A 13,831-nucleotide genomic window follows, 5' to 3' on the forward strand; every position below is an offset into this window, starting at 1 on the left:
GCCACATGTGGCTGACCGGCTCCAGGTGTGCCTGGGGCGCGGCCTGCGGGCCCGCGAGTTCGGAGCCGGCGGACGGTTTGAGCAGCCGATCGACGGCCGCCTCCGATCCGGTGCCGATGCGGGTGGCGGCGTAGAAGTCCGCGTTCGACGTCCGCGACCACTGGCGGTTGGTGCCGATGATCGACAGCGGATCGTCGGGATGCGGGGCGTGGTAGTTGTAGAACGTCACCTGCGCAGCGGCCGAGGCCGTCACCCTGGTGCGCAGCCCGGCCAGATACCGCAGGTACTCCTTGCGGTCGGCGTTGATCTCGGGCACCTTCTTGCCGCCGGGCCCGCCGCCCGCCATGAAGCCGACGGTGCCCATCACCATCATCAGCGGCATCATCAGCATGTACGGCGAGAGCTGCCGGACGCCGGTGAAGATCATGATCGCGATCATGCCGACCATGCCGCCGCCCATCACGTAGGGCAGCACCTTCTGGATGCCCGACGGTGGAATCTCGATGCCGAGGTCATCCGGCGGCGTCACGTTGATCTCACCGGGACTCAGGCGGGGTCCCCGCTTGATGATCGGCGTGAACTTCCTGGTCGTCACTAGCCACCTCCCGCTTCCGCGGCCACGGGTTGATTTCCATTGCCCTCGGGCACCTTCCGCGGATTCGGGTCCGGCGGAAGGGTGTCGTGTTCGACGAGCGCGGCCTGCTTCGACAGCACCGGTCCGTCGACCAGCAGGCTCACCACCTGCCACGGAGCCGTCGCCGGGGACGTCAGCCCCAGGACCGCCGCGGTGTCCTCGTTGGGGAGGCCGTAGCGGACCCCCTGAGGATCGATGTAGTACAGACTCTCGCCGTAGCGCGGGTCGGGCGACTGCAGGCGGACGTACTGCCCGCCCTGGATGAACACCGTCGAGTCGCCACCGATCTGGTCGATGCCCGTATTCATCGCGCCGGCCGGAATCGGCAGGTGCCTGCCAGTGATCACCGAGGTCCTCGGGGACTGGTCACCCGGTTCGCGCTGCCACGACCAGCACAGCGTTGGCGCGTCTTCACGCAGCAGCACGTCCAGCGGGGTGTCAGGAAGGGGCGAGGTGAACGTCTGCTCGGGGATCTTCGCGACGATGCTGGACTCCACCGACGGCGGTGAGATCAGCCCGTAGGAGTTCGAGGCCCGCAGCGCCGCTGCGGTGGTCTCGTTCACCTTGGCCACCCCGTCGGGCAGCACCACGTACTGCTGCTCTCCCGATTCGGTGACGGTCTGGAAGACGGTTCCGATCACCAGATTCGCAGGCAGCCCAAGGGTGTTGGGCGCGCCGCCGCCGGGAACCAGGGGCAGGATCCACGGGCCCGAGTTCGGCAGTGCGTTGAAGAGCCCCTCCGAGATGGGGGTGGCCTTGGCGGTGACGGGGATCCCCACCGCCGACGTCACGGCACGGTCAGACAGATCGATCGCGTGTCTGCCGGTATCGGTGACCAGCCAGTCCCTGTCCTCGTAGGACACCAGCATCCCCTGGCCCGGCGTCAGCGGGCCAACCGAGGAATCGGTGGTCAGCGGTAGCACGATCACCGACGTCGCGACGGTCGGCGCCACACTCTCGGCTCTGGTCACGGTGTCGCACAACGTCCACGTCGACTCGGCCGCACCCGAAACGGGCGTGGCGTACGGGGCACCAGGGATGCCGATCGGCTGGCCCTTCGACATGCGGTCCAACTCCTCGGACTTCACCGCGCTGGGAACGCCCGCCTTGCCGAGCACCAGCCGCGCCGACGTGAGGTTGTACACCGGCCGCAGCTGCTCGCTTCCCGGCATCACGACGTACAGCTGATTGGTGTTCCTGTCGACGAGAAGAGTGTCACTGCCACGCTTGCCGAGCGGCTTGAAGTACGCCAACAGCCCCGCGCCGAGGCACACCACCACTGCCAGCAAGATGCCGAGAGACACTGCGCGGCTGTAGAACTGGAGGGGATCGTCGAACATCCGGGTATCGCGGCGCACGATGGCGTGTTCGACGCGACGCAGCAGGAAACGCCAGCCGCTGACCTGCACCTTGGTGGTTAACCGAAACCCTGCCATGCGTCAGTCGCCGATGTTCAGTCGACTGTGCACGGCGTCGATTGCGCCTGCCATGTCCTCGCCGCTGATCTCGCTGAGCTGCTCGACACCGAGGCTCTCGAAGTCCACCGACCTGGCCAGTCTCATGTCACGCCCCTGCTCGCCGGCCTCGACCAACTGCCGCGCGTAACGGCCGTTGCCCGCGATGTCCAGCGCCGGCTTCCCGTTGAGCGAGCGCTGACTCAGCAGGGTCGCCGCTTCCAGCACGCGCTTGGCCGCTTCCTCGCTGAGCGTCGAGTCATTGCTCTCGGCAAGGACTTTCGCGATGTCGACGATCTCGTCGGGGTCGTACGAGTCGAACTCGACGCGGGTGGAGAACCGAGAACGCAGACCGTCGTTGGTCTCCAGCAGGCGGTCGATGTCGGCGCTGTAACCCGCGATGATGACGACCAGACGGTCGCGGTCGTTCTCCATTCGGGCCAGCAGCGTGTCGAGCGCCTCGGTGCCGAACGGGTCCGCGCGCCCGTCTCGCTCCTGCACGAGCGTGTAGGCCTCGTCGATGAACAGCACTCCGCCGACCGCGCGGTCGATGGTGCGCGAGGTCTTGACCGATGACTGCCCCTCGTACTCCGCGACGAAGTCCTTGCGCGAGGTCTCGACGAGCTTCGGTTCGGCGATGACACCGAGGCCGGCGAGAATGTTGGCCACGACGCGGGCAATCGTGGTCTTGCCGGTGCCGGGCGGGCCGGTGAAGATGATGTGCTTGGACTGCTGGGCGACCTTCATCCCGCGGGCCGCCCGCACCTTCGCCATCTGCGTTGCGGCCCGGTATCTTTCGATCTGCTCCTTGACCCGGCTCAGCCCGATCTGCCGGTCGAGTTCCGCCTGGGCTTCGGCGAGCAGCTTCTCGCGGCCCGAATTGTCGGCCTCCACGCTCCCGGGATCCCAGGGGTCTCGGCGCGCCGCGATCTTCTCGGCCGTCGTCGTGACGAGCCGGTAGCCCGGATCTCGCAGTGCCGCGGTCACCTTGGGCTCGGAGTTGGTGGCCTGCAGCCACTCGAGCAGCACGACGGCCGACTCCTCGTTGCCGAGGCTGCGCCGCGTCAAGGCCAGGTACCACGCGATGGCGAGCCCGCACGCCTCACCCGCTGGTGCCGAATTCGCCTCGGTCAGGCGACGTTCCGCCTCATTGAACAGCCCGAGGTTGGCGGCGGCCACGCCGTGCGCAACGCTCGCGGCGGCACCGAGGAACTTGTCCGGCCAGGCGCTGGCCCCACGCACCTCGTCGATGACGTCGGTCCATCGTTCGGCGGCTCCGTAGACCACCGCCTTGGCCCACGACACCAGGTGCTCGGCGCCGCTGGCGTGCACGCTCTCGAGCGCCTCCATGGCGTCGGCGTAGTTGCCGACGGCCGCCTCGTTGACCGCGAAGCCCAACGTGATCGACAGCGGCGAGTTGACCGGATAGGTGATGTTCCCGAACTGGCCGCCGATCTCGACGCGCGCCTCCAGGCTGTTCATGGAGACCTCGGCGGCGCCAGCGAGCTGACCGAAGCTGCCTCGCGAGTACCAGGCCCGGAACAGCGTCGCCCGGTCGGTGTCGCCACAGCGGATACGTCCCACCCAGGCGTCACAAGCGGCGTCGTCGATCGCCGTGATCTCGGTGAACATCTGCAGGGAGCGCGCCGGAGCGGTGGGCAACATGCCGACGGCGCTGCCGAAGAGTGCGGTCAATTGGTCAGTCATGGTCACCTGCGTATCGCATCGTGAAGGTCTGCGCACGGTCGGCGGTGGCGTGCTCCGGCGATGGCAGATCGAGGTCTCTGGTCAGGAAGTCGCGTGTCGCGTTGTCGTCGTGGCCGTGTTCGCGCATGCCGTCGAGCATGAACGCGTACTGCGCTGCCCGCGCATCCTGGGTGGCCAACCTGGCGATGACGACGATCTCCTCGGCGAGGTCGCCTTCGGTCATCGCGGTTACCTTCTGCGAAAGATCGATCTGCCGGACGCTCCCGTCCATGAATGCCGAGACGGTCACCGTCCCCGGTGGGTTCATCACGGTGAACGTCGGACCCGGCGGATCGTCCTGCTCGTCCTCGGCGTCGAGCAGCGGATCGAAGGCATGGCGATCCGACGCATCCGACTCGGGGTCGGGTACGTAGGAATCGGGCGCCACCAGACCGTCGAGATCGTCTGGCGGTGTCTCGTCCACCAAGAGATGGCCTTTCTCAGTCCGGGTGGTTGGCGTGGGTGGCTTTCTTGTCGAACCAGGTCTTCGACGGCAGGAACTCCATCAGCCCGTCGAGTGCGCGTTGAAGGTTCTCCGTGGTGCCCGGCAGGAAGCTGCCGTACAACTCACCGTTGACCCGACGGGGAAGTGACACGATCCGGCCCTGGCGGGAGTCCAGTACGCCCGCTGCGACTTCGGCGTGGGTGTACGTGCCGCCGGGGTGCCGCTCGTTGGCGGTGATCTCGACCCAACTGCCGGGTGCCGAGATGACGTCGGCGTACAACCGGGCCGACGGGGGATCGACCCCGAACTGCTGCAACTGGTTCGCGGTGGTCGACTCGGCGAGCTTGCTCGCGACACCCGTGAGCGGCTCGACGTCAGCCGCTTCGGCGGATCCCAGGACGGTGGTCACCATGCCGGCCAGTCCGACCTGTGGAGCAATGCGTTGCAGCACGATCATCTCGCCGTCGCGGGCGGCAACCACGTGACGGTCGCCCTTGCGGCAGACCACGAAGCGCACCATCTTGCCGCCGACGTCCCTGCGCCACCAACGGCCTTCGAGAGTGCGGTCGGCACGGCTGAGGGTGTCGACCATCGCGGCGACCTCCGGATGGGGCGCCCCGAAATGGTCCAGCACGCCCTGCTCGGTGAGGTCCCGGGACACCTGCGCCCAGACGATGTCGCGCAGCTCCAGCTGCGGGATGTTGGGTCTGATGCCCAGCGACGGCGGGAACTCCATCAGATGGAGCCGGTCGGCGATGACGAGCATCCCGTCGATCGTGACCTCTACGGCGACGACGTCGTCGATGTGGGTGCCGCCACCCCCGGCGTTGTGCAGGCCTGACATCACTTACCCCCTCGTCCCCGTCTTCCTATGCCGTCGCAGGCGCCGGGGGCCGAGATCGACGTCCTTCTCGCATCGCGGGCCCCTTTGCTTGAGCCACGCCGAGATTTGCCGGAGTCTCTGAATCGCCCGGCGGGTACGCGCGGTCCCGGTCCCCTCACCGGATACGAGGGTACCAGCGGTTTCGTTACCTCAGGTGCACCAATTTGGGAACTCCACGCCAACGCCTCCAACACGGGAGCATCGTGGGCCAATGCGCTGAACTGGCGGAAGCCGGCCGCCTCGCAACGTGCGGCCCGCATGTGCGTCCTCGGCCCTGGTGAGGCCGGGCGGGATGCCCACCCTCTACCCGGCCGACTTCCGACGGGTGGTGCGAAAGTGGCGTCGAATTCATGCACTCCGATCGAGTATTTACGATGGCGCCAATTTAGTTTGCTGTTCGACGTTCATCGACTCTGGACGACCGTCGGCTCGGCCGCCAACGGCGCATGGTGGTTGATACTGGGGTGAATGCCGTACGGCTCGTCGTCTGACCCCTGGAAAGGAGCCCTGGTGCCGTGAGCGATCGCGACGACGCCCTGCGCAAAGATCTCGGGTGGACGGGCCCCGAGGAGTCGGACTACGAACCGGCTCCCCCGGAGCCCACGTTCACGCCGGCCGCCACGCCGGTGCCGTCCCGCCCGCCCGTCGATTACCCGCCGTCCGACCCCCCGCCCGAGGCGGAACCTGCACCCGAGATCCCTGCTCCACCTCCGCCTCCTCCACCCCCTCCGCCGCCACGTGACACCGACCGTCCCGACGGCGGTCCGCGACCCTGGCATCGTTTCGGCCCACCGCCCGGCGTTCCTCGCGACACCGGAGCGTTCCCCGCTCAGGGCAGGCCGCCCGAACCGCCTCAGCAGTGGGGCCCGCCGCCACCGAATCAGCAACCTCCCTGGCAGCAGGGTCGCGGGCCGCGCCCGAATCCGCCGCCACCGCCACCGGGTCAGGGGCCGCCAACCGGTCCGCCGCAATACGGCAGCTGGCAGGGACAGCAGCCGTACGGAAACGATCCACGCGTGGCTCCCCCGCCGCCGCCCGGGTCGTACGCGGACCGGATCCGGGCAGACGATCTGGTTCCCAGCCGTCCCGTCGCTCCGACCCGCGGCTGGCGCCTGGCCGTCTTCAAGCTGTCGTTCGGACTGATCAACCCCGGGCAATCTGCCGAGGAGATTCGCGAGGCGGAGCTCGAGGCCCGCGTCAAGGTCCTGATGCGGGGTCACTACAAGGTCGGCGTCATGGGCAAGGGCGGCGTCGGCAAGACCACCGTGTCGGCCAGCATCGGGTCGGTCTTCGCCGAGCTACGCCAGGAAGACCGCGTCGTGGCGATCGACGCCGACACCGCCTTCGGCAAGCTCGGCAGTCGCGTCGACCCCAAGGCCGTCGGGTCGTACTGGGAGTTGGCAGGAGATCAGCATCTCGAGACGTTCGCGGACGTTCGCAGCCGCGTCGGCAACAACTCCGCCGGACTGTTCGTCCTCGCAGGCGAGGGAAGTCCGGCCCGCAGACGGGTGCTCGACCCCGCCATCTACCGCGAGGCGGCGGCGCGTTTGGACCGCTACTTCTCCATCACCGTCGTCGACTGCAGTTCGACGATGGACACCCCGGTGACCCAGGAGGTGCTTCGTGACCTCGACGCCCTTGTCGTCGTGTCCTCGCCGTGGGTGGACGGCGCCGCAGCCGCGGGTCAGACGATGGACTGGTTGGCCAACCGCGGCCTGACGGGCTTGCTCCGCCGCACGGTGGTGGTGCTCAACGACTCAGACGGTCACGCGGACAAGCGAACTCGCGCGATCCTGGCGCAGCAGTTCGCGGGCCAGGGGCAGGTGGTCGTGGAGGTTCCATTCGACCCGCATCTGCGTCCTGGCGGCGTCATCGAGGGCACCACCGAGATGTCCGCCCCGACGAGGCGCAAGTTCATCGAGATCGCCGCAGCCCTCGCGGAGCACTTCCCGGCCAACGACGAACGCGGCCGGGACCGGCGCTGACGCCAGGGACCCTCAGCGCCAGTCGAGTTCCCCGATGAGCGTCTCGATGGCCCCCACCGCGGAAGCGGGGACGGGCTGTTCTGACTCCGCCCGCGCGATGACGTCCTCGGCGACCCCGGCCGCCTGAGCCGTCTCGACGATCGTCAGGTTCGAATTCCGGCGGGCGGCATACAGTCGCTGACCCAGGGTGGCGTGCTGCGCCGTCGCCGCCAGCATCGTCAACTCCTCGATGCGACGGCGCACGGTGCTCAGCGCCCTGATCAGCGTCGGCGTGACCTTGCCGATGCGCGTCGCGCGCGCCGCGACCGCCTCGAGCTGGCGCAGATCGGACAGGATCGCCGTGATCCGGGGGGTGAAGTCCGCGTCGTCCGCGGCGGGCAGCGAGTCGATCGTCGACCCGAGCGTGTTCACCGCCGCGACCACGGCCTGGGCGATCAACGACCCCTCGTCGCCCGGTTGATCCCTGCGGACGACGTCGGCCTGGTCCTCGAGACCGCCCGTCCGCAGTCGATTGATCGTGCCCGCCGGCCAGCGCAGAACCTCCTCGAGCCTGGCCCTGGTCCTGTCGCGCGGCCAGCTGCGCCCCTTTTCGAAGCTGATCAGAGCACCGGCGTTGATGACGCCGTCAGCGGCCAGGCTGCGTTGGCTGATATCGAGTTCGCGCCTGCGCGCCGCCGCGGCGGCACCCGCCCGCGCCATACCCGGGTCCACGGCCGTCGTGGTGTCGACGTCGTGATCGGATCGGTCATCCCGGGTGGTCATCGCGGTGAGTCCTCGGTGCCGGCTGGGCGGTGTCGCATGGCGCTGCAATGGTATCCAAACTCGATGCACCGCTATGGCTTGATCGGCCGTTGCGCCTAAAGCCGTCGACTGGTTACCGCTGCGGCATCCACCATCAAACCATCTCATCGCTACGGCTTGGGCATCAATCCTCGCGGAGTCGTTCCGCAGTCACGGGAGCGGGTGGATATACGGTTTTAGCTGCATATACGCCCTTCTACGCTGACGTCGGCAGCATGGTGAGGCACGATCTCACGGACTCCGCCGTTGACATTCGGTTCCGCTGACCTCCCGGCGCTTCAATTTGAACTGTTGCATCGCTACGGTTACTGCTATACATTCGCTGCAACGCGACGCACGAGACTGCGACGCCCGGACAAGGAGTGAAACGACATGAAGGCATCGGCAACCAACGTGGTCGGAATCAACCGGCCGGCAGTCACCCCCGTGGGTCTCGACGGACTGCCCCTCGGCGAATGCACGCGGGATCCCGAGAGGTGGACCACAGCCGCTGACGACGAAGCCAAGGCCATCTGCCGGCTGTGCCCCCGCCGGTGGGCCTGCGCTCGCGAAGCCGTCGAACTGCCCAAGGCCGAGGGGCTGTGGGCGGGCATCGTCATCCCCGAGGGTGGCCGCGGCCGCGGTCACGCGCTGCGACAGCTGCGCGAGCTGGCCGAACGCAACGGCTATCCGGTGCGCGCTCGACGCGTCTTCCTGGAGCCCGTCCTCGAGTCTGCGTGACGGCCTACCTGGGGCAACGGGGTGCCCTCGCTGCCGATGTTCGAGGGGACGGCAGCGGGGGCAGCTTCGTCTGGGGCGCGCGGGAATCCCGGTTGGAATACCCGACCGCCGATCCGTGGTTAAGCTATAGCCGACGGTGCCGGACATGCCCCGGGTACCACTTAAATTCGTCGCCTAGAGCGACCACTTGCCGTGAGGCGCCATGGCGGTACCGTCGCCCGAGCCGCCGATGCAGACGCATCGGCGGCTTCGTGGTCTCTGCGGCCTGTGGATAACCTTCGATGGGTGTCGGCAGTGACTCGTAACTTGGCCGCATGACTACCTACTGGATCAATACGGTCAGCCGCGGCCACGTCGTGCGTGGCGTCGCGGGCGGTTTCACGCAGGCCAACCACGGCAAGCCACACATGCTGCGCCGGATGGCGCGCGACGACTGGATCGTCTTCTACTCACCGAAGACCGACTACCCCGACGGCGAACCCCTTCAGGCCTTCACCGCCATCGGCCGCGTGGTCGACGACGAGGTGTACCAGGAAGATTTCGACCCGCAGTTCCAGCCCTGGCGTCGACGGGTCGAGTTCCTCGCTTGCGCGGAGACGCCCATCCGACCGCTAATCGACGACCTCGACTTCATCGAGAACAAGGCCCAGTGGGGGTACCGCTTCCGGTTCGGCGTCTTCACGATCGACGAGCACGACTTCGACGTCATCCATGGCGCGATGACGGGCTGACGCCGCTGCTCGGGCTACTCTGGTGAGGTGAGCAACACGGAGGCGGCGCCAGCCCAAGTCGCCTGCGGTGCTTCGGGATTCACGGGCGTCCTGCATCCCCGTGACGTCCCGCTCGGCGGGCCGCGGGCCATTCGCGTCCGGCGGACCCTGCCGCAGCGGGAACGCTCACTCATCGGCGCATGGTGTTTCGTCGATCACTACGGCCCGCACGACGTGCGCGAGGGAACCGGCATGGACGTCCCGCCGCATCCCCACACCGGCCTTCAGACGGTGAGCTGGCTGTTCAGCGGCGAGATCGAGCACCGCGACAGCGCAGGCGTTCACGCCGTGATCCGCCCAGGCGAACTCAACCTGATGACGGCCGGCGCGGGCATCTGCCATTCAGAGGTGTCGAGCCCCAGGTCACCGATCCTGCACGGCGTCCAGCTATGGGTAGCCCTGCCCGACGCCGACCGGGAGACCGCCCGCGACTTCACCCACTACGCACCGACGGTGCAAACGATGGGTGCCGCGCGGATACGGGTGTTCCTCGGCCGGCTCGGCGGTGTCGGCTCACCGGTCCACACCTTCACTCCGCTACTGGGAGCCCAGATCGACCTGGCGCCAGGCACCGCGATCGAGCTGCCCGTCGACCGAACCTTCGAACACGGCGTCCTGCTCGACCAGGGCAGCGTCGACGCCTGCGGCACGACACTCGGCGACAACGGTCCTGGCGATCTCTGGTACCAGGCACCCGGCCACGACACGGTCGCGCTCGCCAACCGTGGGGACCGACCCGCCAGGGTGTTACTGCTCGGTGGCGTCCCATTTCCCGAGGAGCTCGTCATGTGGTGGAACTTCGTCGGCCGCAGCCACGACGACATCGTCCGCTTCCGCCGCCAGTGGGAGGAACACGACGACCGCTTCGGCTCGGTCGCGGGTTACCCCGGCGCGCGGCTGCCCGCACCCCCGCTGCCCAACACGACCCTGCTACCCCGCCCCAATCCCACGACACCAGGAGATTCTCAGTGACCACCGACCGGACCGGCGCCCAGACCACCGTCACCGAGGAGCCCGGCCGCTTCACCATCGCCGTCGATGGCCAGACCGTCGGCCTTGCGGACTACTCCGACCACGACGGACGGCGCACCTTCCCCCACACCGAGGTGGGCAGCGCGTTCCAGGGACGCGGGCTCGCGACGATTCTGGTGGGCGAGGCCTTGAGCGCGACGCGGGCGGCAGGGCTACGGATCGTCCCGGCCTGTTCGATGGTGGCGGACTACATCGACAAGCATCCCGAGTTCGCGGAGCTCTCCGACCCGGTCTGATCAGCGCGACAGGGCCGCAGCGCTGGCAGCCACCGATATCGTCGGTCGCGATGACCATCCCACTGCCCCCGCCCTACTTCATCCCCGACGGCGAAGCCCTCGTGCCCACCGCCATGGCGAAGGGGCCATGGGGGCAGTCGATCAGCGGCAACTTCGTCGGCGGAGTGCTCGGTCACGCCATCGAACGCGACGCGGGCGACCCCGAGCTGCAACCCGCGCGGCTGACCGTCGACCTCCTGCGCCCCGCAGCGATGGAGCCCCTGCGCGTCCGGACCAGGGTGCTCCGCGAGGGCAGACGGCTGAAACTCGTCGCCGCCGAAGTGCTGCAGTCCGACGTCGTCGTCGCGCGGGCGAGCGCGCTGTTCCTGCGCACCGGAGAGCAGCCGCCCGGCGATGTCTGGACCACACCGGTCACCATGCCTGCGCCGCCCGACCCCGGCGACCGTGACCTCGAGGCGCCCATGATGGTCTGGGCATACGGCAAGGACCCCGAGTCCTCGGGGCGCACCTTCGATCTGACCCAGTGGCAGCACGACGGTCCGAAGTTCGTCTGGCTACGCGACGTCAAGCCCCTCGTCGAGGGTGTGCCGATGACGCCGTTCACGCGCGCCGCGATGGCGGGCGACGTTGCGAGCTCGCTGACGCACTACGGCACAGAGGGTCTGCACTACATCAACGCCGACTACACGCTCACGCTCAGCCGGCTGCCCGAAGGACCGGACATCGGCCTGGCGGCACTGACGTTCTCGGGCCACGACGGGGTCGCCACCGGAACCGCCGCGGTATTCGACAGGCGCGGGCAGATCGGCTCGGCCACCGCCACCACCTTGGCCAATCCGGGATTCGCGCCCCGCTCGGCGGGTTAGCGCGGACGCAGGATGACTACCGGGATCTCGCGTTCCGCGTAGGCCTCAACCAGCTTGGGCCACAACCGACTTCGGGCGCTTCTGCGCCGCCACGTCAGGTCAGGTACGGCGCGGTCGTCCCGGCCACCGGCATTTCCGGCATCCCGAGCTTGCGGTGGTCCCAGCTCCGCAACCGGCTCGGCACCACCCGCACGGCGATCCGGTTGTTCATCATCTGATCGACGAACGGCCTCATGTCGTCGGTGTAGGGACCGGTGTAGCGCTCCCACACGCTGATCCCCACGCGCAGAAGGAGTTCCGGATCATCGTCGACGATCTCGGCGCGACCGTCGATCGACACCCCTCGCAGGGTGTCGTACGTGTGCCCGTCCTCGATCATCACCGTGATGGTCGGGTCACGCCGCACGTTGACGGCCTTCTGCGACTTGGCCTTGGTCTCGAACCAGATCTCGCCGTCGAGCACGGCGTACCACATCGCGATGAGGTGCGGCTTGCCGCTCGCCGACAGCGTCGCCATGGTCGCGGTGCGACTGTGGTCGATGAACTCGACGATCTCTTCGTCGCTCATCACGATCTTGGAGCGCTCGTTCTTTCCCATCTGGTAATGCCTATCAGGCGTGTGACTCCAACCGTCACGCGGTGTTCTCTCCCGCGGCTGGTCGCCGGTATACCCTCGCATTTCGGTTAGGTCACACATCCCGGGGACGAAGCACGAAATGAGCTATCGATGGGCGGCTTGAGAGCAGCGGCGGCGGCCTCGTGTGTCGCGCTGGTGTCGCAGGCTGCGGTTCCACGACGCAGGGGCGTGCGGTCTCTCCGCTCTACGACCCGTTCCGCGCTGGCGGACTGGCCGCCCAGGACGGCCCGAGCGGCATTCGCGAAACCGCGCCGGCTCCCGAGGGTGACGTCAAGGGCGGCGACGGCGGTGACGCCGACAAGCTTGCGACCCTGGCCGTCAACGACGTCACGGAGTTCTGGGAGAAGAACTACGGCGAATCATTCGACGGATCGTTCACGCCCGTCGGGGATCTGGTGTCCTATGACTCCGACGATCCCTCCAGCCCCGAGATCTGTGGCAGCGACACCTACGGGAATCCGAATGCGCTCTTCTGCGCGAGGGACGACCTGATCGCCTGGGACCGCGGCGTCCTCATCCCCCTGGGACAGCACTTCTTCGGGGATGCGTCGATCGGCGCCCTGCTCGCGCACGAGTATGGCCACGCCATTCAGGGCATGGCGGACATCGCCGACGACGACACCCCCACGATCGTGCGAGAACAACAGGCGGACTGCCTTGCAGGCACATACGTCCGATGGGTGGCCGAGGGTCAGTCGCCCCGCTTTCAGCTCAGTACCGGCGACGGTCTCAATCACGTTCTGGCCGGGGTACTCACGCTCCGCGACCCCACCTACGGCCCCGGTGACGCGCCCTTCCTCGAACAGGGCCACGGCACCGCTCTCGATCGAATCAGCGCATTCCAGATGGGTTTCACCTCTGGCGCATCGGAGTGCGCGGGGATCAACATGGACGAAGTCACCGCGCGCCGCGGCGATATTCCGCTGACGCTGCCGCGGGAGGGCACTGGCGACGCCGTCTCCGGCGACGTCGCGCTGACCCAGGACGTCGTCACTTCGCTCGTCGACGTGCTCGGCGAGGTCTTCCGGCCCAACGAGGCTCCCACGCTGTCGTTCGACGAACCCGATTGTTCCGACGCGCAGCCGAGCCCACCCGCGTCCTACTGCCCGGCGAGCAACACGATCTTCGTGGACATGCAGGGATTGGCAGAACTTGGCAAGCCCGCCGACCGCCAGGACTACTCCCTACTGCAGGGGGACAACACCGCGCTGTCCGTCGTGACGTCGCGGTACGCGCTGGCCGTTCAACACGAGCGCGGCGAGTCCCTTGACTCCGCGGTGGCCGCGTTGCGCACGGCGTGCCTCACCGGCGTTGCCCAGCGCGCCATGGCGGAGAACAAGGGTCTGGCGCTGATCCTGACGGCAGGCGATCTCGACGAAGCCGTCGCGGGACTGCTGACCAATGGCCTGGTGGCAAGCAACGTCAATGGTGAAACGGTCCCGGCCGGGTTCACCCGGATCGTCGCCTTCCGCTCGGGCCTCGGCGGCGACGAGGACCTCTGCTTTGCGCGGTTCAAGTAACCGCGCGTCTCGACTCTGCGAACTCAATGTCGTTTGACGTTCTCGTCAATGGCTATCATGGGCTCATTCTTGAATTCGGTAATACCTTGAGTGCGATGGGAG

General features: G+C 67.7%; 13 protein-coding genes and 1 pseudogene. 7 read left to right on the top strand and 7 right to left on the bottom strand.

Annotated elements, in window-relative coordinates; genetic code table 11:
* The 5 genes and pseudogenes from ACRDUX_RS03545 to ACRDUX_RS03565 form a co-directional block, all read right to left on the bottom strand.
* A pseudogene (locus ACRDUX_RS03545) lies at nucleotides 1-595 on the bottom strand (type VII secretion protein EccCa); the annotation flags it as partial.
* The gene (gene eccB, locus ACRDUX_RS03550) at nucleotides 595-2,070 is read right to left on the bottom strand and encodes a type VII secretion protein EccB (RefSeq protein WP_526411077.1); all 1,476 of its coding nucleotides are present in this window, start codon (nucleotides 2,068-2,070) and stop codon (nucleotides 595-597) included. The pseudogene ACRDUX_RS03545 and the gene eccB, both read right to left, overlap by 1 nt.
* A gap of 3 nt (nucleotides 2,071-2,073) precedes the next feature.
* Nucleotides 2,074-3,795, bottom strand: a complete 1,722-nt coding sequence (gene eccA, locus ACRDUX_RS03555; protein WP_526411079.1) for a type VII secretion AAA-ATPase EccA — start codon at nucleotides 3,793-3,795, stop codon at nucleotides 2,074-2,076.
* The gene (locus ACRDUX_RS03560; RefSeq protein ID WP_526411080.1) at nucleotides 3,788-4,261 is read right to left on the bottom strand and encodes a YbaB/EbfC family DNA-binding protein; all 474 of its coding nucleotides are present in this window, start codon (nucleotides 4,259-4,261) and stop codon (nucleotides 3,788-3,790) included. The genes eccA and ACRDUX_RS03560 overlap by 8 nt, the downstream gene beginning before the upstream one ends.
* A 13-nt stretch (nucleotides 4,262-4,274) precedes the next feature.
* Entirely contained in the window at nucleotides 4,275-5,123 is an 849-nt protein-coding gene (locus ACRDUX_RS03565; RefSeq protein ID WP_526411082.1) for an ESX secretion-associated protein EspG, read from the bottom strand.
* A 554-nt stretch (nucleotides 5,124-5,677) separates the two neighbouring features.
* Here ACRDUX_RS03565 and ACRDUX_RS03570 point away from each other — a divergent pair.
* Entirely contained in the window at nucleotides 5,678-7,147 is a 1,470-nt protein-coding gene (locus tag ACRDUX_RS03570) for a MinD/ParA family ATP-binding protein (RefSeq protein ID WP_526411084.1), read from the top strand.
* A 12-nt stretch (nucleotides 7,148-7,159) separates the two neighbouring features.
* Here ACRDUX_RS03570 and ACRDUX_RS03575 read toward each other — a convergent pair whose 3' ends face one another.
* Complete coding sequence (locus ACRDUX_RS03575; protein ID WP_526411086.1) at nucleotides 7,160-7,909, bottom strand: transcriptional regulator; 750 nt, start codon at nucleotides 7,907-7,909, stop codon at nucleotides 7,160-7,162.
* 411 nt (nucleotides 7,910-8,320) lie between these two features.
* Between ACRDUX_RS03575 and ACRDUX_RS03580 the strand changes: the two genes are divergently transcribed.
* From ACRDUX_RS03580 to ACRDUX_RS03600, 5 genes are all read left to right on the top strand, one after another.
* A complete protein-coding gene (locus ACRDUX_RS03580; RefSeq protein WP_526411088.1) occupies nucleotides 8,321-8,668 on the top strand; it encodes a WhiB family transcriptional regulator in 348 nt (115 codons plus the stop codon).
* 314 nt (nucleotides 8,669-8,982) lie between these two features.
* Nucleotides 8,983-9,399, top strand: coding sequence for an EVE domain-containing protein (locus ACRDUX_RS03585; RefSeq protein WP_526411090.1), 417 nt, complete (start codon nucleotides 8,983-8,985; stop codon nucleotides 9,397-9,399).
* A gap of 27 nt (nucleotides 9,400-9,426) precedes the next feature.
* A complete protein-coding gene (locus tag ACRDUX_RS03590; protein WP_526411092.1) occupies nucleotides 9,427-10,410 on the top strand; it encodes a pirin family protein in 984 nt (327 codons plus the stop codon).
* The gene (locus ACRDUX_RS03595; protein ID WP_526411094.1) at nucleotides 10,407-10,706 is read left to right on the top strand and encodes a GNAT family N-acetyltransferase; all 300 of its coding nucleotides are present in this window, start codon (nucleotides 10,407-10,409) and stop codon (nucleotides 10,704-10,706) included. Before ACRDUX_RS03590 ends, ACRDUX_RS03595 begins: the two co-directional genes overlap by 4 nt.
* 50 nt (nucleotides 10,707-10,756) lie before the next feature.
* Nucleotides 10,757-11,572 (top strand): acyl-CoA thioesterase domain-containing protein, encoded by an 816-nt coding sequence (locus tag ACRDUX_RS03600; protein ID WP_526411096.1) that lies wholly within the window; start codon nucleotides 10,757-10,759, stop codon nucleotides 11,570-11,572.
* 94 nt (nucleotides 11,573-11,666) lie between these two features.
* Here ACRDUX_RS03600 and ACRDUX_RS03605 read toward each other — a convergent pair whose 3' ends face one another.
* A complete protein-coding gene (locus tag ACRDUX_RS03605) occupies nucleotides 11,667-12,170 on the bottom strand; it encodes a pyridoxamine 5'-phosphate oxidase family protein (protein WP_526411098.1) in 504 nt (167 codons plus the stop codon).
* 161 nt (nucleotides 12,171-12,331) lie between these two features.
* Here ACRDUX_RS03605 and ACRDUX_RS03610 point away from each other — a divergent pair, with 161 nt between their 5' ends.
* Nucleotides 12,332-13,729, top strand: a complete 1,398-nt coding sequence (locus tag ACRDUX_RS03610; protein WP_526411100.1) for a neutral zinc metallopeptidase — start codon at nucleotides 12,332-12,334, stop codon at nucleotides 13,727-13,729.
* The last annotated feature ends 102 nt before the right edge of the window (nucleotides 13,730-13,831 follow it).

The sequence above is a fragment of the Mycobacterium sp. genome (assembly GCF_050701675.1).
Taxonomy (GTDB): Bacteria; Actinomycetota; Actinomycetes; order Mycobacteriales; family Mycobacteriaceae; genus Mycobacterium.

Excerpts from the sequence above, each read along its gene's own strand:
- eccB (WP_526411077.1), bottom strand. The coding sequence starts at position 2,070 with ATGGCAGGGTTTCGGTTAACCACCAAGGTGCAGGTCAGCGGCTGGCGT.
- eccA (WP_526411079.1), bottom strand. The coding sequence starts at position 3,795 with ATGACTGACCAATTGACCGCACTCTTCGGCAGCGCCGTCGGCATGTTG.
- ACRDUX_RS03565 (WP_526411082.1), bottom strand. The coding sequence starts at position 5,123 with ATGTCAGGCCTGCACAACGCCGGGGGTGGCGGCACCCACATCGACGAC.
- ACRDUX_RS03575 (WP_526411086.1), bottom strand. The coding sequence starts at position 7,909 with ATGACCACCCGGGATGACCGATCCGATCACGACGTCGACACCACGACG.
- ACRDUX_RS03580 (WP_526411088.1), top strand. The coding sequence starts at position 8,321 with ATGAAGGCATCGGCAACCAACGTGGTCGGAATCAACCGGCCGGCAGTC.
- ACRDUX_RS03585 (WP_526411090.1), top strand. The coding sequence starts at position 8,983 with ATGACTACCTACTGGATCAATACGGTCAGCCGCGGCCACGTCGTGCGT.
- ACRDUX_RS03600 (WP_526411096.1), top strand. The coding sequence starts at position 10,757 with ATGACCATCCCACTGCCCCCGCCCTACTTCATCCCCGACGGCGAAGCC.
- ACRDUX_RS03605 (WP_526411098.1), bottom strand. The coding sequence starts at position 12,170 with ATGGGAAAGAACGAGCGCTCCAAGATCGTGATGAGCGACGAAGAGATC.